At 66.9% G+C, this 19,846-nt stretch carries 19 protein-coding genes and 1 pseudogene; 10 read left to right on the top strand and 10 right to left on the bottom strand.

What is annotated here, in order from left to right; all coding sequences use genetic code 11:
- The first annotated feature begins 54 nt into the window (after positions 1-54).
- Complete coding sequence (locus C5E41_RS19085; RefSeq protein ID WP_104377166.1) at positions 55-1,335, top strand: FAS1-like dehydratase domain-containing protein; 1,281 nt, start codon at positions 55-57, stop codon at positions 1,333-1,335.
- A gap of 500 nt (positions 1,336-1,835) precedes the next feature.
- On the opposite strand, the gene C5E41_RS19080 is transcribed toward C5E41_RS19085, so the two are convergent.
- The 3 genes from C5E41_RS19080 to C5E41_RS35755 all read right to left on the bottom strand — a co-directional run bounded on the left by C5E41_RS19080 (position 1,836) and on the right by C5E41_RS35755 (position 3,345).
- Complete coding sequence (locus C5E41_RS19080) at positions 1,836-2,033, bottom strand: hypothetical protein (RefSeq protein WP_104377165.1); 198 nt, start codon at positions 2,031-2,033, stop codon at positions 1,836-1,838.
- Between the two features lie 84 nt (positions 2,034-2,117).
- Positions 2,118-2,912 carry a FadR/GntR family transcriptional regulator gene (locus tag C5E41_RS19075; RefSeq protein WP_258081070.1) on the bottom strand — a complete coding sequence of 265 codons (795 nt, stop codon included), beginning with the start codon at positions 2,910-2,912 and terminating at the stop codon, positions 2,118-2,120.
- A gap of 46 nt (positions 2,913-2,958) precedes the next feature.
- A complete protein-coding gene (locus C5E41_RS35755) occupies positions 2,959-3,345 on the bottom strand; it encodes a hypothetical protein (protein WP_104377163.1) in 387 nt (128 codons plus the stop codon).
- A gap of 225 nt (positions 3,346-3,570) precedes the next feature.
- On the opposite strand from C5E41_RS35755, the gene C5E41_RS19065 reads away from it, so the two are divergent.
- The 3 genes from C5E41_RS19065 to C5E41_RS19055 are packed head-to-tail and all read left to right on the top strand — an operon-like array spanning position 3,571 to position 6,698.
- Entirely contained in the window at positions 3,571-4,614 is a 1,044-nt protein-coding gene (locus C5E41_RS19065; protein WP_258081069.1) for a phosphotransferase family protein, read from the top strand.
- 39 nt (positions 4,615-4,653) lie between these two features.
- The gene (locus tag C5E41_RS19060; RefSeq protein ID WP_104377161.1) at positions 4,654-5,958 is read left to right on the top strand and encodes an acyl-CoA dehydrogenase family protein; all 1,305 of its coding nucleotides are present in this window, start codon (positions 4,654-4,656) and stop codon (positions 5,956-5,958) included.
- Positions 5,955-6,698 carry an SDR family NAD(P)-dependent oxidoreductase gene (locus C5E41_RS19055; protein ID WP_104377160.1) on the top strand — a complete coding sequence of 248 codons (744 nt, stop codon included), beginning with the start codon at positions 5,955-5,957 and terminating at the stop codon, positions 6,696-6,698. The genes C5E41_RS19060 and C5E41_RS19055 overlap by 4 nt, the downstream gene beginning before the upstream one ends.
- On the opposite strand, the pseudogene C5E41_RS19050 reads toward C5E41_RS19055, so the two are convergent.
- Together C5E41_RS19050 and C5E41_RS19045 are read right to left on the bottom strand one after the other, a co-directional pair.
- Positions 6,653-7,039: pseudogene (locus tag C5E41_RS19050) on the bottom strand (SDR family NAD(P)-dependent oxidoreductase); the annotation flags it as partial. The gene C5E41_RS19055 and the pseudogene C5E41_RS19050 sit on opposite strands and share 46 nt — an antisense overlap.
- 37 nt (positions 7,040-7,076) lie before the next feature.
- The gene (locus C5E41_RS19045) at positions 7,077-7,691 is read right to left on the bottom strand and encodes a TetR/AcrR family transcriptional regulator (RefSeq protein WP_104377158.1); all 615 of its coding nucleotides are present in this window, start codon (positions 7,689-7,691) and stop codon (positions 7,077-7,079) included.
- Positions 7,692-7,898: 207 nt separating this feature from the next.
- Here C5E41_RS19045 and C5E41_RS33365 point away from each other — a divergent pair, with 207 nt between their 5' ends.
- From C5E41_RS33365 to C5E41_RS19035, 3 genes are all read left to right on the top strand, one after another.
- Positions 7,899-8,129, top strand: coding sequence for a hypothetical protein (locus tag C5E41_RS33365; RefSeq protein ID WP_146097602.1), 231 nt, complete (start codon positions 7,899-7,901; stop codon positions 8,127-8,129).
- Between the two features lie 26 nt (positions 8,130-8,155).
- Complete coding sequence (locus C5E41_RS19040) at positions 8,156-9,688, top strand: AMP-binding protein (RefSeq protein ID WP_181063307.1); 1,533 nt, start codon at positions 8,156-8,158, stop codon at positions 9,686-9,688.
- A gap of 256 nt (positions 9,689-9,944) precedes the next feature.
- On the top strand, positions 9,945-10,694 hold the full coding sequence (locus C5E41_RS19035; protein WP_439956428.1) for an enoyl-CoA hydratase-related protein: 750 nt from the start codon (positions 9,945-9,947) through the stop codon (positions 10,692-10,694).
- 38 nt (positions 10,695-10,732) lie between these two features.
- Here the strand turns inward: C5E41_RS19035 and C5E41_RS19030 are convergent, their stop codons facing one another.
- The 5 genes from C5E41_RS19030 to C5E41_RS19010 all read right to left on the bottom strand — a co-directional run bounded on the left by C5E41_RS19030 (position 10,733) and on the right by C5E41_RS19010 (position 16,261).
- On the bottom strand, positions 10,733-11,962 hold the full coding sequence (locus tag C5E41_RS19030; protein ID WP_104377155.1) for a CaiB/BaiF CoA transferase family protein: 1,230 nt from the start codon (positions 11,960-11,962) through the stop codon (positions 10,733-10,735).
- Between the two features lie 37 nt (positions 11,963-11,999).
- A complete protein-coding gene (locus C5E41_RS19025; protein WP_258081068.1) occupies positions 12,000-13,658 on the bottom strand; it encodes a thiolase C-terminal domain-containing protein in 1,659 nt (552 codons plus the stop codon).
- A gap of 37 nt (positions 13,659-13,695) precedes the next feature.
- The gene (locus C5E41_RS19020; RefSeq protein WP_104377154.1) at positions 13,696-13,932 is read right to left on the bottom strand and encodes a hypothetical protein; all 237 of its coding nucleotides are present in this window, start codon (positions 13,930-13,932) and stop codon (positions 13,696-13,698) included.
- A gap of 14 nt (positions 13,933-13,946) precedes the next feature.
- Complete coding sequence (locus C5E41_RS19015; RefSeq protein ID WP_104377153.1) at positions 13,947-15,137, bottom strand: amidohydrolase family protein; 1,191 nt, start codon at positions 15,135-15,137, stop codon at positions 13,947-13,949.
- 272 nt (positions 15,138-15,409) lie between these two features.
- Positions 15,410-16,261, bottom strand: coding sequence for a FadR/GntR family transcriptional regulator (locus C5E41_RS19010; protein WP_181063306.1), 852 nt, complete (start codon positions 16,259-16,261; stop codon positions 15,410-15,412).
- A gap of 311 nt (positions 16,262-16,572) precedes the next feature.
- Between C5E41_RS19010 and C5E41_RS19005 the strand changes: the two genes are divergently transcribed.
- From C5E41_RS19005 to C5E41_RS18995, 3 genes are read left to right on the top strand one after another with little or no spacing between them, the layout of a single operon-like run.
- Positions 16,573-18,042 carry an aldehyde dehydrogenase family protein gene (locus tag C5E41_RS19005; protein WP_104377151.1) on the top strand — a complete coding sequence of 490 codons (1,470 nt, stop codon included), beginning with the start codon at positions 16,573-16,575 and terminating at the stop codon, positions 18,040-18,042.
- Positions 17,973-18,911, top strand: coding sequence for an NAD(P)-dependent oxidoreductase (locus tag C5E41_RS19000; RefSeq protein WP_104377150.1), 939 nt, complete (start codon positions 17,973-17,975; stop codon positions 18,909-18,911). Before C5E41_RS19005 ends, C5E41_RS19000 begins: the two co-directional genes overlap by 70 nt.
- Positions 18,908-19,723 (top strand): mycofactocin-coupled SDR family oxidoreductase, encoded by an 816-nt coding sequence (locus C5E41_RS18995; protein ID WP_104377149.1) that lies wholly within the window; start codon positions 18,908-18,910, stop codon positions 19,721-19,723. The genes C5E41_RS19000 and C5E41_RS18995 overlap by 4 nt, the downstream gene beginning before the upstream one ends.
- The last annotated feature ends 123 nt before the right edge of the window (positions 19,724-19,846 follow it).

The following is a 19,846-nucleotide window of genomic DNA, read 5'->3' as shown; positions in this document are numbered from 1 at the left end:
CTGCCTGAACACGGCACAGGCCCATACCGGCTCACGACCACGGAGGTAATACAGATGACAACGGCCGAAGAAAAGCAGAAGGACGCACCGCAGGTGTACACCTTCCGCGATGAGGACATTCAGCGCGCGCACGACCTGGTCGGCGTTTACCACGCGGTGACCCAGCGCGAGCAGTTCACCCGTGCCACCCCGGACGTCATGCGCAATTTCGCGCGCAGCTACGGCGACGACAATCCGCTGTTCGTCGACGAGGAATACGGCTACAACACCCGCTGGGGCGGCCAGATCGCGCCGCCGATGATCAACGTCGCCCTGACCCGGGACCTGTTGGCGGACCCGATTCCCAAGGAGCAGCGCCGCCCGTCGTTCCGCGGTATCCACGTGTTCGTGTCCGGCACCACCACCGACTGGTACCGCCCGGTGTACGACGGCGACACCCTGTATTCGTTCCAGGGTTTCAGTGATGTGGAGCTCAAGGAGTCCGAGTTCGCGGGCCGGTCGCTGATCGTCACTCGTTCGCACGTGCAGATGAACCAGCGTGCCGAGGTCGTGCAGGTGCAGAAGGTCATCACGATCCACACCGAGCGCCACGAGTCGAAGAAGCGCAAGAAGTATCAGGCCATCGAGCCGGCCACCTATACCCCCGAGGACATCGCGAAGATCGACGAGATCTATGCTGCCGAGCAGCGCCGGGGCGCGAATACCCGTTACTACGAAGACGTTTCGGTCGGCGAGAGCCTCGGCACCATGGCCAAGGGACCGCTGACCACCACCGATATGGTCGTCTTCCATTCCGGCGGTTACGGTTTCGCTCCCTACACGCCGTGCACCGGTCGGCTCGCCTACCAGAATCGGCAGCGCATCGCGCCGTTCTATATCCCGAACGAGCAGGGCATTCCCGATGTCGCACAGCGGATTCACTGGGACAGCGACTACGCGCGGTCGATCGGCCTGCCCGCCGCGTACGACTACGGCATGATGCGTGACTGCTGGCTCTCGCATTACCTGACCGACTGGATGGGTGACGACGCGTGGCTGGTGAGCATGTCGAGCCAGATGCGTAAGTTCAACTACCAGGGCGACACGCACACCATCACCGGCGAGGTCGTGGGCAAGCGGGTCGACGGTGACCGGTATCTGGTCGACGTCGAGTTCCGCGGTACCAGCCAGCGCGGCGAGATCACCTGCCCGGCAACCGCCACCATCGCTCTGCCGAGCCGCGAGGGCGGTCTGGTCACCCTGCCGACTCCGCCGAAGGATCTCGAGGTGATCGCCGCGCAGATGCTCGCGCGTCACGGCGAGTTGCGTGCGGAGGCGCGCGGTTCCAACCGCTGAATCCGGGTCGTTCCCACACTGGATTCCGAACGGACTCGCCGGGGCGTGTCGTGTCCACCCCGGCGAGTTCTCACCACGGATCGGTCGGCTGCGGTTCAGCGTTGCCAGGACCGTAGGCCGTGGGCAGGAAACCGGCCAGTGACAGCACTGCGGTCTGGATGTCGAGGACGCCGTTGTCGAGGTTCCAGCCGCCGAGAGCCTGGAATACCGAGTCGAGTCAGGGGAGTGCGCGCGGGCGCCCTGTTCCCCGTAGCTGAACATCACGTCGGGTCGACGACACGCAGGCCGACCCCGTCGATGCCGAGTTTTGCTGCTGCTGCTCTGGGCCTTGGTTGTGATGGACCGCGGCCCAGTGGAGCAGGCGGCGTAGCGCGTCGCGGCCCGAGTCGGAGGTGGGGGCGGCGGCGACGGCGCCTTCGACCTGCTTCGCCTGCCTCCGCTTTCGGCCGGCGTTCGTGTCGCCATGGCACCGGATAGTGCGCGGGTGAAGTCGATGATGCTCAGTCCACGCTCAGATCGGGCATCCGTGCCTGCGCACCTCCTAGCGCGCCGGGCAGGACTGTCAGCGGGCCTTCGCTCTCGCCCCGCGCGATCTGCCCGCGCAACTGCCGTGCGATCTGCTCGGTCGGGCTGAGTGCACGCAGGCTCGCACATGATCTGTCGTCCGGGCGCCGGGCCGCGTGATTATCCGTGCTCACCGTGGCAACCCCAGCCGACTCCGGTGTGCGGATCGAAAGTGCTCTGCCGCAACAGATCAAGGCATCCAGGTGTCCGGTCCGGGGTCAGTCGAGGATGTCGCGCACCTGAACGTTCTCCCGCCCCTCGAGCAATGACAGCCGGGCGTTGACCATATGCTTCTGCCAGTGCGCGAACGCGCCATCGGCGTCGCGGGCACGCAGCAGCTTGATCAGCCGTCGGCAGGACCGGATCTCGAGCCTGTACGAGGATTCGTAGCGCTCTTTGTCCGCGCGGGTCTCGAGCAGTACCGCGCCGGTGTGACGCTCGGTGATCTCGTGCAGCATGCCGGCGATGATGGCCAGCGTCGCGTTCCGGGACAACTGCACGATCCGAAGGTGGAAAGCCGAAGTTCCGGCCGCCATGTTGTCGGAGGCGAAGGCCGCGGGGATATCCTCGTCGACCATGCGTTCGAGCTCGTCGAAGTCTTCCTCGGAGCCGTCGGTCGCGAGAATCCGGGCCGCCTCGGGCTCGATGGCCTCGCGGGCGACGAAGACGTCGGCGACCGTGGCGCCGGACAGTTCGAGTAACAGCGACGCCGGTCGGGCGACGATCTCCGGACCGGGAACGCACACGCGGGCACCGGAACGGGATCCGCGGCGCACCTCGACGAGGCGTTCGGATTCCAGCACGCGCACAGCCTCGCGCAACGTGGGGCGGCTGACCGAGAAGTGCTCCATCAGCTCGGCCTCGTGCGGAAGGTGGTCGCCGTCCTTCAGTGTGCCGTCGATGATCATGCGGCGCAGGTTGCGGGCGACCAGTTGGGCAGTCTTGGGTGTCCTGATAGGGCGAGACGCGGCGCTGCGCGAATCGAAGATCGGTGCGAGGGCCCTGTCAGCCACGTGATTCCTCCCGGTAGATGTCATCGTCGGCCAAGTCGAGGCCGGCCTACCCGCGCGCCGGTGGTGGGTGGGTCGCCGCAGGCTCGGCGACTTCCTTGCACGCCTGGATATATCGTACTAGGTTGACTACGTTCTGCACGCCGGTGTGTCGCGGGAGTTGCCCGGCGTGCGTTCGCTGGTCCGGCGGCTGGTCGAGAATCTCTGACGCGCGGCGATGTCGGCCCGTATGGCCGCCGCGGCGACCGGGTTCGGCTGCCCTCATCGGATGTTGTATGTCAGCTGCCTTCCATTCGTGCACGATGGCCAGACCTTCGGGGGCGCGCATGTCGAGCGCGAGGGATTCCTTGCCCTGCATCACCGTTGCGCCCCCCGCTTCCGGGAATGGCACCAGGCCGCGAATGGTGTCGCGCTCGAGTCGTTCGACCTTGACCACCCGCGCCGAGGTCGGCGAGCAGCGTGGCGGCGAAAGGCCCGGCGAACATTGTTCCGTCCGGCTCGGGGGTGACGATCCGAGCGTTCTGAATTCGTCGATTGTGCGGTGCGGCGTTTACGGGTTGACAGAGGCGCTTGAAATCAGAATGATGTTCTGAGAATGAGAGTTCGGGTCTGTGTGCTGCCGATCGTGTGCCGCCGGACCCGCTCCGGAAGGAATATCGCTGTGCAACAGCCCGATTCAGCCGCGCCGTTCGACGCGGACACCTTCGCCGACCAGCTCCGGGCTCGTGCCGCCGCCGCGGCGGCTCGCACCCTGCCCGGCGCGGCGGTATCCGGTGTCCGGCCGCTGACCGGAGGGGCGTCGAGCCTGACTTTCGTGGCTGACTTGACCCACTCCGGCACGACCGCGCCGGTCGTGCTCAAGGTCGCTCCGCCCGGACTGGCGCCGGTGCGCAACCGGGATGTGCTGCGGCAGAGCCGGGTCATGGCCGCCTTGGCGCAGGCGCCCGGCGTGCGGGTGCCTGCGGTGCTGTTCGGTGACGAGGGGTGCCCGCCGCAGATTCCGCCGTTCGTGGCGATGGACCTGGTCGCCGGCGAATGTGTGGAGCCGCTGCTCGAGGAGGCGCGCGACGCCGCGGCGGCGCCGCGGGTCCGGGCCCGATACCTCGACGCCGCCCGGATGCTCGGGCACCTGCATCGGGTGCGTCCGGCGCGGGTCGGTCTCGGTACCGAACCGGTCGTCGGTCTCGGCGACGAAATCGACCGGTGGACAAGGGCATTCGAGACGGTTCCCGACGACCTGCGGGGCAACTACCGAGCCTGCGCGCGGGCATTGCACGAGTCCGCGCCGCAGCAGGCCGAACCGGTGGTCAATCACGGCGACTATCGGCTCGGCAACACGCTGTGCGAGGGCGAGCGGGTTACCGCGATCATCGACTGGGAGATCTGGTCGGTCGGCGATCCCCGTGTGGACCTGAGCTGGCTGACCTATTTCACCGACGAGGCCCGCCACCCGGCCGCGCCGAGCGACGAGCCGTGCGGGACGCCGACCAATGCGGAGGTGGTCCGTGAGTACGAGCGCGCGCTGGGCCGATCGGTGTCCGACCTGGCGTGGTTCGACGCGCTGACCCGGTACAAGGAGGCAGCCGCCACCGCACTGTTGATCAAGCGAGCCCGCAGGGCTGGCGCCATGCCCGCGGCGTTCTTGCGGATGGAGCCCGCACTACCCGGCTTGGTCGACGAGGCGATGACCTTGCTCGGGCACTGACCACGCACACTTCCCTCTGACACAAAAGGATTCGAGCACATGTGGGATTTCCGGACCGACCCCGACTTTCAGGCCCAACTGGATTGGATGGACACGTTCGTCCGGGAGGAATGCGAACCGCTGGACCTACTGTTCCCGCATATCGGCCAGCCCTACAACACCGGTAACGCCGCGGCTCGCGCGATCGTGAAGCCGCTGCAGCAGCGGGTGCGCGAGCGGGGCCTGTGGGCCTGCCACCTCGGCCCGGAGCTGGGCGGTCAAGGCTATGGTCAGCTGAAACTCGCCCTGATGAACGAGATCCTCGGCCGGTCGATGTGGGCGCCGACCGTCTTCGGCACCGCCGCTCCCGACACCGGAAACGCCGAGATCCTGGCCATGTTCGGCACCGCGGAACAGAAGTCGCGCTACCTGCGGCCGCTGCTCGACGGCGATATCGTCTCCTGCTTCTCGATGACCGAGCCGCAGGCGGGCGCCGACCCGAAGGAGTTCGTCTGTGCTGCCCGGCGTGACGGTGACGACTGGGTGATCAGCGGGGAGAAGTGGTTCTCCTCCAACGCGCGCTACGCGGCCTTCTTCATCGTCATGGCCGTCACCGACCCGGACGCATCGCCGTACCGCCGGATGTCGATGTTCGTCGTGCCCGCCGAGACGCCGGGAATCGAGATCATCCGCAACGTGGTGGTGATGCCCGATCGCGAGGAGCTCGACGAGGGCACCCACGGCTACATCCGCTACCACGATGTGCGGGTGCCCGGCGATGCGATCCTCGGCGGGCCCGGCCAGGGATTCGAGGTGGCGCAGGCCCGGCTCGGTGGCGGCCGGGTGCACCACGCGATGCGCACCGTCGGCAAATGTCAGCGCGCGTTCGACATGATGGCCGAGCGGGTGCTTTCCCGCCGCACCCAGGGCGAGCTGCTGGCCGATAAGCAGATGGTTCAGCAGTTCATCGCGGATTCGTGGATCGAACTGGCCCAGTTCCGGCTGCTGGTGTTGCAAACGGCGTGGATCATCGACAACGAGCCGCACGGCGCGGCGCGCACGAATATCGCGATGTGTAAGGTGGCGATGGCGAAGATCTTCCACGACATCGTCGGCCGGGCGGTGCAGATCCACGGCTCGCTCGGGGTCACCACCGAGCTGCCGCTCTACGAGTGGTGGACCAGCGTGCCCGCGCTGGCGCTGGCCGACGGTCCCACCGAGGTGCACAAGGCGACCGTCGCCAAGCAGGTGCTCAGGGGTTACCGTCCGGCCGCGGGACTGTTTCCCTCCGAACACATTCCGACGCGCCGCGCTGCCGCTCGCGCACGGCACGCCGACATTCTGAAGGAGCATGGACTCGCATGACGGATCTGTTTTCACTCGACGGCAAGGTCGCGCTCGTCACCGGTGGCAGTCGTGGTCTGGGCAGGCAGATGGTGCTGGCGTTCGCCATGGCCGGGGCCGATGTCGTCATCACCAGTCGCAAGGTCGACGCGTGTGAGGCGGTGGCGAAAGAGGTTGCGGCACTGGGCCGCCGAGCGCTCGCCGTGGGGTGCCACGTGGGCAAGTGGGCGGAGATCGATGCGCTGGTGGAGGCCGCGTACACGGAGTTCGGCAGGGTCGACGTGCTGGTCAACAATGCCGGTATGTCGCCGCTGGCCCCGTCGTCGGTACGGACGGGCGAGGACCTCTTCGACAAGATCGTCGACGTCAATTTCAAGGGCCCGTTCCGGCTGTGCGCACTGGTGGGGGAGCGGATGGCGGCCGGCGAGGGCGGCTCGATCATCAATGTCTCGTCGTCGGGGGCGATCATGCCCGAGCCGGGATTCGGTCCGTATTCCGGTGCGAAGGCCGGGCTCAACGCACTCACACAGGTATTCGCGCGCGAATACGCACCGAAGGTCCGCGTCAATACCATTTCCGCGGGACCGTTCCTCACCGATATCGCCAAGTCCTGGCCGGAGCAAGCGCGCCAGACCACCCGCAGCGCGGCGGGACGTCCCGGCGATCCGTCCGAAATCGTCACCACCGCACTGTATTTGGCCAGTCCAGCGTCGAGTTACACCACGGCATCGCTGATCCGGGTGGACGGCGGCCTGTACTGACCGCCGTCCGGGGGTGGGTTCAGCGAATGGAGAATCCCGCGTTCACCGGCAGGGAAACGCCGGTGATCCACTTCGCCTGATCGGCCCACTTGGACGGTGTGGGCCAGCGCGGCGGTATTGGGGTTCGCGGTCGGCCGCACGCCCGCGGTGGATCCGGTGAAAACGATCGAGCCGCCCCGCCCGCCGGAAATGAGGTGCGGGATCGCGGCGGTCACGCCGTGGAAGCCGCCGCTGAGGTTGGTCGACAGCACGTCCTGCCAGATCTGCGCGTAGTCGTCGGGACCGTCGCTGAGCCGGACGATGCCCGCATTCGACAGCACGACGTCGATGCGTCCGAACGCTTCATGGGCCCTGGTCCACTAGGTTATACATGTGCAGTCACTTCTTCGTCGGCCGGACCGCGCGCACGATCACGTCGACGAGCGGGGCGACATGCTCGCCGGGGCGGGTGCGCGCGTCGGCGCGCTCGGCTGCCGACTGTGACAGCGTGTGCATCAGGACCGCGCCGAGCAGTGACTCGATGAGTGGTTCGTGGGCGATCTCCGCGGGCATCTCGCCGCGTTCGACCGCGCGGGTGAACGCCCCGGTGGCCGACGTGCGCAGCGCCTTCACGATGCGTTGCTGGAAGGGGTGGAGATCGGTGAATTCCGCAGTGACATCGATCGTGATCCGTAAGGTCGCCCATCCGATCGGATCGAGGAAGTGTTCGAGCAATGCGGTGGCAAGGACGGTCAAATCGCCGGTCAGCGAGCCGGTATCCACATTGACACGCAAGGTCGGCGCCACCGACTCGACGCTGTCGAGCAGTAGTTGTTCCTTGTTCGCCCAGCGCAGGTAGAGCGCGGACTTGCCCACGCCGGCGCGGCGAGCCACGCCATGCATGGTGAATGCCCCCCAGCCCAGCTGGGCGTACTCGAGTAGTGCGGCCGTCATGAGCCGCTCGTCGAGCTCGGGGTCGCGCGGGCGTCCGAGTGGTGTGGCTTGCCGGCCCATGTCGGTTCTCTCCTCTCTCTCCTCGATGCGAATAGTCCGCGCTTTCGTTCGGAATCAACCGATCACAGTCAACTGCATCGGCCGTCCGGCGGTGGTCGAATTTTGCTACTTGCAGACACTTCGAGTCCGTAATACTGTGCGCTGCGCAACATCGCTAACTAAGATGGCGTCGTCATATCCGGTCGCGGCGAAGCGAGTGACGAATTCATGGCCAGTCAGACAGTTGACGCGACCAGGCCTGCCGTACACCTTCGGATCGGCGCCGAGCGGATCGAGACCAGACCCGGCGGCGTGCATCAGCACATCAATGCCGTCGACGGCCGGGTGGACGCCCGGGTGGACGCGCAGATTCCGCTGGCTGGCCCGGCCGAGGTCGACCGGGCGGCACGCACGGCGCACGAGGCCTTCGCCGGCCCGCCGAGCGGCGTGCGATGCTGATGAAGTACGAGAAGGAAGAGGCTGGAGTGTCCGCTGCATCGACGTTGGTATCCAAGGCAACCGACCCGGCATCGGTGCTGCCGGTGCAGCTGCGTTCGCGCGCGGCCTCGCAGCCGGATCGCCCATTTCTGCACGAGGTGACCGGCGACCACGCCGACTACGGCACGACGTGGCAGGGGGTGCGCGCCTGGGCCGAATACCTGCGCGGCCTCGGCGTACTGCCCGGTGATCGGGTCGCCACCGTCCTGCCGCCCTCGATCGACGCGGCGATGATCTGGATCGCGCTCGGTTGCCTCGGCGCGGTCGAGGTGCCGGTCAATCCCGAACTGAAGGGCGCCTTCCTCGACCATGTCCTCGACGACGCCGCGCCGATACTGTGCCTGGCCCGGCCCGAATTCGTCGACCACATCCGAAATGCGCGACCAGCTCTATCCATTCGTGCCGTCGAACGTGGTGCGTGGAAGAACTTGGGTGCCGCCACCATAGAATTCGATCCGCTGCCCGCACCGGCCGATATCGCCTGCGTGATCTATACCTCCGGCAGTACGGGACCAGCCAAGGGCGTGATACTCGATTGGGCCCAATTCACCACGATGGCCGGCCGAATCCCGTTGGGCCCCGACGATGTGACCTACAACTGCCATCCGATGTTCCACGTCACCGGCCGCAGTCCGCTCGTGGCAATGTGCGACACCGGCGGCCAGGTCGTCTTCCGCGAACGATTCTCGGCGAAGGCCACCATGGGCGATGTACGTGAATTCGGTTGCACCACAGCGACTCTGCTCGCACCGCTGTTGCTGGCACTGCCGCCCCGCGCCGACGACGCCGACAATCCGCTCGAAGCCGTCTTCGCAGGTCACAATGTTGCTCTCGCCGCCGAATTCGCCCGGCGATTCGACGTGACATGCTACGACCTCTACGGCTCCACAGAGGTCGGCTTTCCTCTGGTGCTCAGCGACCCGCCCGATCTCGCACATACATGGTGTGGCCGGGTACGCGAGGGCTATCGGGCACAGGTAGTCGACGAGGACGGACAACCCGTTGCCGACGGCGTCGCGGGCGAGCTCTGGATCCGGCCCGATGACCGGCTCATGATCATGGTCGGTTACCTCAATCAGCCGGAGGCGACCCAGCGGGCGCTGGCCGGCGACTGGTACCACACCGGCGACATCGTCATCCGGCACGGCGACGGCAACTTCGAATTTCTGCACCGAGCCGGGGACACCATTCGCCGGATGGGCGAGAACATCTCGACCACCGCCGTCGAAGCGGTGATAGACGAACATCCGCAACTCGTCGCTTGCGCCGTGATCGGCGTCCCCGATTCCATTGCCGGACATGAGATCCTGATCGCCGCGGAGGTCATCGAGAACTCCACCCTGGACGAACTTTCGCTCTACGAGTGGATGACCACCCGCCTGCCCAAACACACCCTCCCGAAATATCTCATCCTGACCGAGACGCTGCCGCGCACACCCACCAACAAGATCCTCAAGACCGGACTGCTGGACACCATCGACCTGAACGCCACCTGGACTCCGCCGGCGCGGCGACAGTGACTCGAGCTCGTCCCACGACGTGGGCACCGCATCAGGTTGAACCGCTGCATCAGGGACGCCGGATCCGCGACTCGCGCAACGTCTCTCGCGCGTCACAGCCTGCACGTACACAAGTGCAACTAGGTTGTATAGCATGGCCCGGGGCTTAATCGACCGGCCCCAGCATTCCGGGCGTGGTGCAATCGCGACTCCGGGACTGGAAACGTTCGAACCGCGTCGGTTGTCCCGGCCGCACGCGCCCGGAGAGGACAACACAGTGACTGTTCGCGAATCCGTGCATGGGCGAATCCTCGTCGTACACATGGAACGTGAGGCGAAGCGCAATGCCATCGATCGCGAGATGGCTCAGGGCATCAGCGCGGCTCTCGACCGGCTCGATGACGACGACCACCTGTGGGCCGGGATCATCACCGGCACCGATTCGGTGTTCTCGGCGGGCACCGATCTGTCCAGTGGCGGCGATGCGAAGACCGACCGTGGCGGCGAATACGGGCTCATCCGGCGTCGGCGCACGAAACCGCTGATCGCGGCGGTCGAGGGGCCCGCGCTGGGCGGGGGATTCGAGATCGTGCTCGCCTGTGATCTCGTGGTGGCCTCCACCACCGCCCGGTTCGCACTGCCCGAGACGCGGCGCGGCGTGATCGCGACATCGGGTGCGTTGTTCCGCGCGGTCCGGACCCTGCCCCTTCCGATCGCCAAACAACTACTCATCACCGGCGCCGGGTTGTCGGCCGAGCGGGCTCACCACTTCGGCGTGGTGAATACGGTCACCGAGCCCGGCGCCGCGCTGGAGCAGGCATTGGTGCTCGCCGAGGACATTTGCCTGTCGTCCCCCGTCGCGGTCCGCCAGACCCTTGCCGCGCTCGCGGATCAGTACGCGGGCGCGGACGAGACCGGCTGGGCGGCAACCGCGCGCGCGATCGAGGTGGTCACCGCCTCCGAGGATAGCGAGGAAGGGGTGCGAGCGTTCTTCGAACGCCGCACCCCGCAATGGAAAGCACGATGACCGCCGGATGAACCGCCGACATCGGGCCCGATCCATCGCTACGTGACCGCGCCGGCGATCTTCAACGCGATCAGCTGATCGTCGTCGAGGCCGATCTCTCGCAGAATGTCGTCGGTGTGCTCCGCGAACTGGGGTGCGCGGGTCATCTGGACCGGCTGGTTGTCGAACTTCACGGGATTCGCGACGAGTTTCTGCTGGGCCCCGTCGGCGTCGACGATGTCGACGATGCGCCCGTTGGCGAGCAGCGCCGAGTCGTTGGCGATATCCCAGCCGTCCTGCACCGGCGCCCACTGCCCGGTCATCTTCTTGAATTCGGTCAACCAGTGCGCGTATGGGAATTTCGCGATGGTTCCCGCGATCTCGGCGGCCACCAGATCCTTTGCGGCGGTGATCTTTTCCATCGTGTCGAAGCGCGGATCACCGACCAGGTCGCTGCGCCCGAGGACGCCGAAGAACTCGTCCCAGTACCGGGTCGGCTGCAGCATCGACAGCTGAATCCAACGGCCGTCGGAGGTGCGGTAGGTGCCGGTCAGGGGGTTTCCGGGGGCGGCGTTGGTCTGTTTGGCCTTGGCCTGCGGCCCGCCGTTCATCATCGCCAGGTTGACATTGAACTGCGTCGCCCAGGCGCCGACCGCGAGCAGCGAGACATCGATCTCGGACGGTTCGCCGGTGACCTTGCGCCCGTAGAGCGCCGCCGCGATACCGCCCGCGATGGTCATCCCGCCGATGTTGTCGCCGTAGGCGCCGGCCGGCATGAACGCCACCGAGTCCGCATCGGGCGGGGTGACACCGTCCGCACTGCCGCCGCGCGCCCAGAACGCGGTCGCGTCGTAGGCGCCGTTCTCCGAATCGGGTCCCTCGCTGCCGAATCCGCTGCCCGCCACGTAGATGATGTTGGGGTTGATCTTGCGGATCTCGTCGAGGGTGATGCCGAGGTGGCGGCGGGCTTTGGGCAGGAAATTGGTGAGGAACACGTCGCTGCGCCGGACCAGTTCCTCGAGGACCGGGCGGGCCTCGGGTTTGTCGAGCGCGAGCCCGAGGCTGCGCTTGCTTCGGTTGGGGCCCTCCATGATCGGCGCGAACGAGGAGCCTTCCCGGCCTGCCGCGAGCCCGAGGACCCGCACCAGCCCGCGCTGGGCGTCCCCGGTTTCGGCGTGTTCGACCTTGATGACGTCGGCACCCCAGTCGGCCAGGATCGCGCCCGCGGCCGGGACGAAGGTGAACTGGGCGACCTCGAGAATTCGGACGCCTTCCATCGGACGGTGCATCGCAAGCTCCTTGCAGAATGGTGCTGTAGAAATGAAATCAACTGTTGCGCAACAGGATTGCGCCGGAAGGGACGCCGCCGCCCGCGGTGACGACCGCGACCTTCGCATCGGCGACCTGGCGGCCTTGCGCTTCTCCACGCAGCTGTAGCACCGCCTCTCGGAAGAATCCGTAGCCGTGTGTGCGACCGGCGGACAGCTGCCCGCCGTGCGGGTTGAGCGGCAGTCGTCCGCCCAGCGCGATGGCGCTGCCGTCGCCGATGAACTCGCGTGCGCCCCCGAATTCGCAGAAGCCGAGGGCCTCGAGCCAGGACAGGGCGTTGAAGGTGAAGCCGTCGTAGAGCAGTGCCACATCGACGTTCTCGGGCCGCAGGTCGGTGCGGCTCCACAGGTGCGCGGCGGGTCCGAGCGACTGCGGCAGGTGGGTGAGCGTGCCCTGGTCCCAGGACAGGGTCTCCATGATCTGGGTGCCGACTGCCTCGACGAACACCGGCGGTTTGGCAAGATCGGCGGCGGTGTCGGCGGCGGAGACGATCACCGCGATGGCCCCGTCGACCGGGACGTCGCAGTCGTAGAGTCCGAACGGGCTCGACACCATCCGCGCCGACAGATAGTCGTCGAGGGTGATCGGATCCCGGTACACCGCGTCGGGATTGAGTCCCGCGTTGGTGCGGGCACCCACCGCGATCCGCCCGAGCACCTCGCGGTCGCCACCATAGCGGTGGAAGTAGTGCGAGGCCTGGCAGGCGATCCAGTTGGCGGCCGACATCGCCCCGAACGGCAACCGCCACTCCATCATGCCCGTAGCCCGGCCCGCCCCGTCGTGCCAGCGTCCCTCGCGCTGCAGTGCCTGATGGCTGGACTCCCACACGGTGCGGAAACACAACACATGCCGGCACAGTCCCGACGCCACCGCGAGCATGGCCGCGATGATGGAGCCGTTCTGCCCGGGGAGGTCACCGCCGCCGTTGACCCAGGTGGGCCGGATTCGCAGGGCTTCCTCGACCGGCATGATGCCGCCCTCGGACATGCCGCCCATCGCCGCACCGGGATAGGTGGACAGGCCGTCGATGTCGTCGAGGGTCAGGCCCGCGTCGGCCACGGCCGACAGGCAGGCGTCGACGGTCAGCGACAGCGGATCGACCATCAGCCGCCTCCCGATCCGGGACTGCCCCACACCGGTGATCGCCACCTTGTCCTCGAACTTGTCGGCCGAGGCCATCGGGCGCAGCCTGGACCGATAGTCTTCCGGCTCGGGTATCGGACCGGGTTCGTCGGGTGCCTCGGGGTCGGGCTCGAACAGCGGCAGCCAGACATCCTCGGCCGCCTGCTCGAACCGGACCCGCACTCGCATGCCTACCCGCACCTCGGCGGGATCGCAGCCGACGATATTGGTCGTCAGCCGGACCGCCGAATCCTCCTGCAGCGCGACGATTGCCACCACATACGGCGGCGGCAGTGCGGGCAGCCACTGCTGGCTGTTCACGGTGAAGCCGACCACCGTGGCGCGGCCGGACACGGGTTCCATGCCGATGTCGCGGCCACGGCAGTGCGGGCAGATCGCGCGCTGCGGATGCGTCCACCGCGCACATGTGCGGCAGTGCCCGATGCGCAGCGCGCCGTCGGCGCCCGATGCCCAGAACTCGGCACTGGCCAAGGTGGGCTGGGGCAGTGGGCGCCGGGCGGCGGTGATGGTCACGGATGGTGCTCCTGTGTGAGAGGTGTGCTGAGGGCGGTCAGGGTTGGCCGGAACTTCGCAGCCGGTCACGCGCGGCCACCATAGCGTCGAGCCGGCGCTGGAGGTCGGCTCGGGATGCGATGGCGTCGGCGGGATTCTCGCCGCGGTCGATTCGCGCGAGGCGGTCGCGTTCAGCGGCGATCTCGTCGTCGAGAAGTGACCGCGCGAGATCCTTGGTCAGCAGGTCCTGGTCCACCCAGTCGTCCTGGGGGAGCTGTTCGATCGGCTCTTCCATACCGGTGCCTCGGCTCAGCCGCGCGGGAAGTTGAACAGCTTACGGGCGTTGAGCTCGACCATCTTGTGCACTTCCTCGTCGGGCACGTCGATCATCATGTCGTGGACGACCTTTCGGCTGTTGGGCCAGTTGGAGTCCGAATGCGGGTAGTCGCATTCCCAGGTGATGTTGTCGATGCCGACCATGTGGCGCTGGTCGACGCCGAACTGGTCGTCGATGAAACAGCCGAAGATGTGGCGGGCGAACAGTTCCGAGGGGCGCACGGTCTTGTCGATGTTCTGGTAGTAGCGGTGCTTCTCCCAGGTCAGATCCATCCGTTCGAGCATGTAGGGCACCCAGCCGATGCCGCCCTCCGACAGGGCGAACTTCAGATCGGGGTGCTTGTGGAACACCGGCGAGAACAGCAGGTCGGCGCATGCGGACATGGAGTTGGTGCCGAACAGTGAAATCATCACGGCCATAGGGGCTTCCGGCGCGGTGACCGGCGCCTTGCCGGAAGTGCCGAAGTGCACGCACAGTGGCTGCCCGGTTTCCGCCGCCGCGGCGAAGACGGGATCCCAGTGGTCGGTGTGGAAGGACGGCAGCCCCAACGGAACCGGATTCTCCGGGAACGAAATGGCTTTGGAGCCTTTGGCGGCCGTGCGGTAGATCTCGCGGACCGACGCTTCGACCGACCACAGCGGCAGGATCACCATGGGAATCAGGCGGTCCGGCGCGGTGGGGCACCATTCGTCGAGGATGTAGTCGTTCCAGGCTTGCACCGACAGCAAGGCGAGCTCGCGGTCTTCGCCCTCGAGGAAGACCGTGCCGGCGAAGCGGGGGAACGAGGGGAACGACAGCGCCGCGTGCACGCCGTCGATGTCCATATCGGCGATGCGAGCCTTGGGGTCGTAGCAGCCGGGCAGCATATCGGAGTAGCGGGTGGGCTCGACGCCGTATTCTTCCGGCTTCTTCCCGGCGACGGCGTTGAGGCCGATGTAGGGGTAGATGCGCCCCTCGTACTGCCAGACCTGGGCCAGGCGAGTGCCGGTGTCGCCGATCGCCTTGTTGTCGTCGCCGACGTGAATGGCCCGGGGCAGTTCTTTCTCCACGATGCGCGGTCCGTGCTCGTGGAACTTGGCGGGCAGCCGGTCGGTCCAGAGCTTCGGGTGCTCGATCAGGTGGTCGTCGGTGGAGATCAATTGCATGTGATCTTGAAGTGGCATGGGAACGCTCCGGTGAGTTCGGGGCCATCGGCAAACGGTTGAACTTATTAAGATATGTTGGCGATGACGATAGCACGTTCGTGTTGCGCACGTCACTGCCTTCTTCGGGTGAATGTGAGCGAGGTTGACCGATTGTCGGCAAAATGCCTGGTAGGCGTGCTCGTGGATGGCGGCGGCGGAATTGCGGGAATGCGACGGAGCGCGTCCGAGGGGCCGGGTGCTGTCGGGTTCGACGCCGCGGCGTCGACTGTGGGGCCGGTTCGCGAGCGTGATCAGCCGAACAGGCAGATGGCCTCGTTCCGGTCCCGGGTTTCGAACATCAGTTCGGCGGCTCGGGAGAGGTGCCGGTGCCAATGCTGTTCGGCGCCCTCGGCGTCATGGGCGCGCACGAGGGTCAACAGCGTCTCGTAGTCGTCCACGGTGGGCGGGACGAAGCTCGGGGTGCTCGGTTCGCCGCCGTGGGTCCGGCGCCGTTCCAAACCCACTCGCCGGTGGAAAGCCAGGACGTCGCGCAGGGCCATCGCTTGTGCGGCCAGCGTCCGGTTACCGCAGTGCAGGGCGATGAGGTCGTGGAATTCGGCGGTGAGCATGACCCACTCGGCGAATTGCGCCTCGGACTCGATATCGCGGTCGAGCATCGCCCGCTGGGCGTCGACGCAGGACTGCAGCGCGGCCAATCCCTCGGCGGTGCACCGCTGGGCGAGCAGTCGTGCGCAGATCGGCTCGAACTCCGCGCGGGCTTCGAGGACGTCGGCCAGGGTGGTCCGCTGCGTCTGCAGATAGAGCCCGATCTGACGCGCCGCGACGCTCAGATCGGGCAGCCGCGCCTGTGGGCCCCCGCGGGAACCGGCCAGGACCTGAATCAGCCCTTCGCTCTCCAGGATCCGGAACGCCTCGCGTAATGTCGGTCTCGACACGGCGAAGTCCGCCATCAGGGCCTTTTCGGAAGGGAGCATCTCGCCGGGGGCGATATCGCCGCGTACGATGCGCCCGCGCAGCTGCTGTGCGATCACCTCCGCGACCTTGGGGGCTCGCACGGAGTCGGCGACGCGACCGGCGCGCCTGGTCTCCCGCTCCTCGCCCATCATTCCGGCAACTCTAGCCAGCGTCTCGGCTGGGGTCATGACGGCCTCGTTTCCCTGCGATATCGGCGACGTGTTCCCAAATTCCATCGCGTGCTCTACAGTGACATAGACCACATGGTAATACTAGTTAAATACTTGCCGCCCGATGGTGACGAGATATGCCGGGCGTGGGATATCGCCCAGATTCCACAACTCACGCACCCCTGGATATTGCGATGGCAGCGGGCCGATGTCGGCGTATCGCCACAATCGACCGGAGGAACGGCAATGGGAGAACTCGACAGAAAGGTCGCGGCGGTGACGGGTGCGGCCCGTGGGCAGACCCGTTCGCGCACGCCTAGGAGAGCGTCATGCTGAAGGAATACTCGAAGCTCTATATCGATGGCCAGTGGGTCGCCGGCGAATCCGGCGAGACCGTGCCGGTGATCAACCCGGCCACCGAGGAGGTCATCGGCCGGGCGCCGGTTGCCACCAGAGCTGATGTGGCGCGGGCGATTTCGGCTGCGCGCCGCGCCTTCGACGAGGGCCCGTGGCCCCGTATGTCGATGCGCGAACGCGCCGCGGTGCTGCTGCGCATGGCCGATGCGATGGAGAAGCGGTTCGAAGAACTGGTAGCGCTCAATATCGCGGAGACCGGCGGTACCCGGGCCGGCGCGGAGACCTTCCAGATCGCGATCCCGCTGCAGCATTTCCGCGATATGGCCGAACGGGTCATGCCGACATTCCCGATGCAGACGCCGTTGGCCCCCGATTTCGGTGTCGGCATCGGGCAGGGTGTCCTCGAGCGGGAACCGTATGGTGTGGCCGCGCTCATCTCGGCCTACAACTTCCCGTTCTTCCTCAACATCATGAAACTCGCGCCGGCCCTGGCCGCGGGATGCACCACCGTCCTCAAGCCGGCACCGACCACCCCACTGGAGGCCTTTGTGCTCGCGGGGATCAGCGAGGAGGCGGGCCTTCCGCCGGGTGTGCTCAATATCGTGCACGGCGATATCGACGCGGGCCTGGAACTCACCACCAATCCGATGGTGGATCTGGTCAGCTTCACCGGCTCGGACGCGGTGGGGCGCAAGGTGTACGAGCAAGCCGCGCCCACCATGAAGAAGGTCGTACTCGAGCTCGGTGGCAAATCGGCGAACATCATCTGCGAGGACGCCGACCTCGCCAAGGCGCTCCCGTCCATTCTGATGGGCATCGTCGTCCATGCCGGGCAGGGCTGCGCGCTGCTGAGCCGCACCCTCGTGCACCGGTCCCGGATGGACGAACTGGTCGAGATGATCAAGGGCGCCCTGACCGCCGTCACGGTCGGTGATCCGGCGAATCCGGACACCGTGATGGGCCCGCTCGGCAGTGCGGCACAGCGGGACAAGGTCGAAAACCTCATCCGTATCGGCGTCGAGGAGGGCGCGACCATCGCCTTCGGCGGCGGCCGGCCCGCGGGACTGGAGAAGGGCTTCTTCGTGGAGCCGACGCTGTTCGTCGACGTGGACAACGCGATGACCATCGCGCAGCAGGAGTTCTTCGGCCCGGTCGGTGTGGTCATCCCGTTCGACGACGATGACGACGCCGTCCGGATCGCCAACGACAGCGAGTTCGGCCTCGCCGGCGGGGTGTGGGCCAACGACCCGATCCGGGCGTACCGGATCGCCCAGCGGATCCGGACCGGATTCGTCACCGTCAACGGCGGTGGCGGGGGGATGAGTCCGCATGCGGCGTTCGGTGGCTACAAACAGAGCGGACTGGGCCGGGAATGGGGCGCGGCCGGACTCGACGAGTTCCTGCAGACCAAATCCATCGTGTGGGGCGTCGCGTCCGGTTAGCCCGCCCGCGAGATGAGGTAGACAGGTTGAGTGCCAGAAGGATTGGGTTCATCGGCGCCGGGAAGATCGGTGAGCCGATGGTGGAACGGCTGCTGGCCGCGCGGCTGCCTACCGCCGTCTACGCCCGGCGCAGCGAGGTCGGTGACCGGCTCGCCGACCGCGGTGGCGTGCCGGTCGAGTCGCCGGATGCCCTGGCGGGCAACGATGTTGTCATCGCGTGCTTGTTCGACGACCAGCAGGTAGCCGAGATCGCCACCCCGATAGTCGCGGCCATGCGGCCCGGCGCGGTCTTCGTCTCACACACCACCGGCAGTCCGAACGCGCTGCGTGCCCTCGACGCGATCGCCCGGCCCCGCGGGGTCGCGGTGGTCGAGGCGCCATTCAGCGGCACAGCGGAAGGGATCCGGGCCGGACGGCTCACGGTCCTGCTCGGCGGCGACGACGAGGCCGTCGACATCGCCGAGGAGGTCGTGTCCGCCTATGCCGATCGGATCATCCGCGCCGGCGCACTCGGTAGTGCGCTGTCGGTGAAGTTGATCAACAACGCGCTGTTCGCCGCGCACACCCAGCTGACGCTGACCGCGATCCGGATCGCCGACGGTTTGGGAGTCGCCGAGTCCACGCTGCTGGCGGCTCTGGCTGTCAGCAGCGGGGGAAGCGCTGCGGCGCAACACCTCTCGGACTCCGAGCTGGACGCGCGGGCCTACAGCGAACTCCTGCCGCACTATCTGCGTAAGGACGTCGCCTCGGCGCGCGCGGTCGCCGCCGAACTCGATGTCGATATAGCTCCCCTGGTGGCCGCCGTTCAACTCGGACCGATGCGTCTGATCGACGAGGAGCCACCGACCATTGGAAAGGAAGTGTCATGACCGGACGGTTGAACGGAAAGGTCGCATTCATCACCGGCGCCGCTCGCGGCCAGGGCCGAGCCCACGCGGTGCGGATGGCGCGCGAAGGCGCGGACATCATCGCGGTCGATCTCTGCGCCCCGCTGCCGGATGTCGGCTACGACTCCGCCACCCCGGAGGATCTGAAGGAGACCGCACGCCAGGTGGAGGCGCTCGGCCGGCGGATCGTCACCGCCGAGGCCGATGTGCGTGACCTGGAGGTGCTGACCACCGTAGTGGGGCAGGCGGTCGCCACCCTCGGCCGGCTCGATATCGTGGTGGCCAATGCGGGGATCTGCACCCCGCGCCCGTGGGATCAGGTCAGCCCGCAGGTCTTCGCGAACACCATCGACATCAACGTGACCGGAGTATGGAACACGGTGATGGCGAGCGCCTCTCATCTCGTCACCGCCGGTGGCGGCAGCATCATCATGATCAGTTCCGCCGCGGGGCTGAAGGTGCAGCCGTTCATGGTGCACTACACGACGAGCAAATTCGCGGTGCGCGGGATGGCGAAGGCATTCGCCGCGGAACTCGCTCAGCACCGGATCCGCGTGAACAGTGTCCACCCCACCGGCGTCAATACGCCCATGGGGTCAGGGGACATCCAGTCCGTCCTCGGGGCTGCGATCGCGGACAATCCCCGCCTCGGCGCGATGTTCACCAACCTGCTGCCCGTCGACTCGACCGAACCCGAGGACGTCGCCGACGCGGTGCTGTACCTGGCCTCCGACGAGAGCAAGTACGTCACCGCCCACGAACTGGCCGTCGACGCGGGCGTGACCCAGTTCTGAGCGCGGGCCCCGCGCACCGGGTGCCTGGACCGAGTGTATGGGCGCGCCGCTCGCGTTGTCGCTCGACAGGTAACCCGGTGACAGCCCGGATCGCATTCCGAAATAGTCCGCCGCACAGCGGAT

Source organism: Nocardia nova (assembly GCF_002933465.1).
Lineage (GTDB): Bacteria > Actinomycetota > Actinomycetes > Mycobacteriales > Mycobacteriaceae > Nocardia > Nocardia nova_B.
This window is presented reverse-complemented; position numbering and strand designations above follow the sequence as displayed.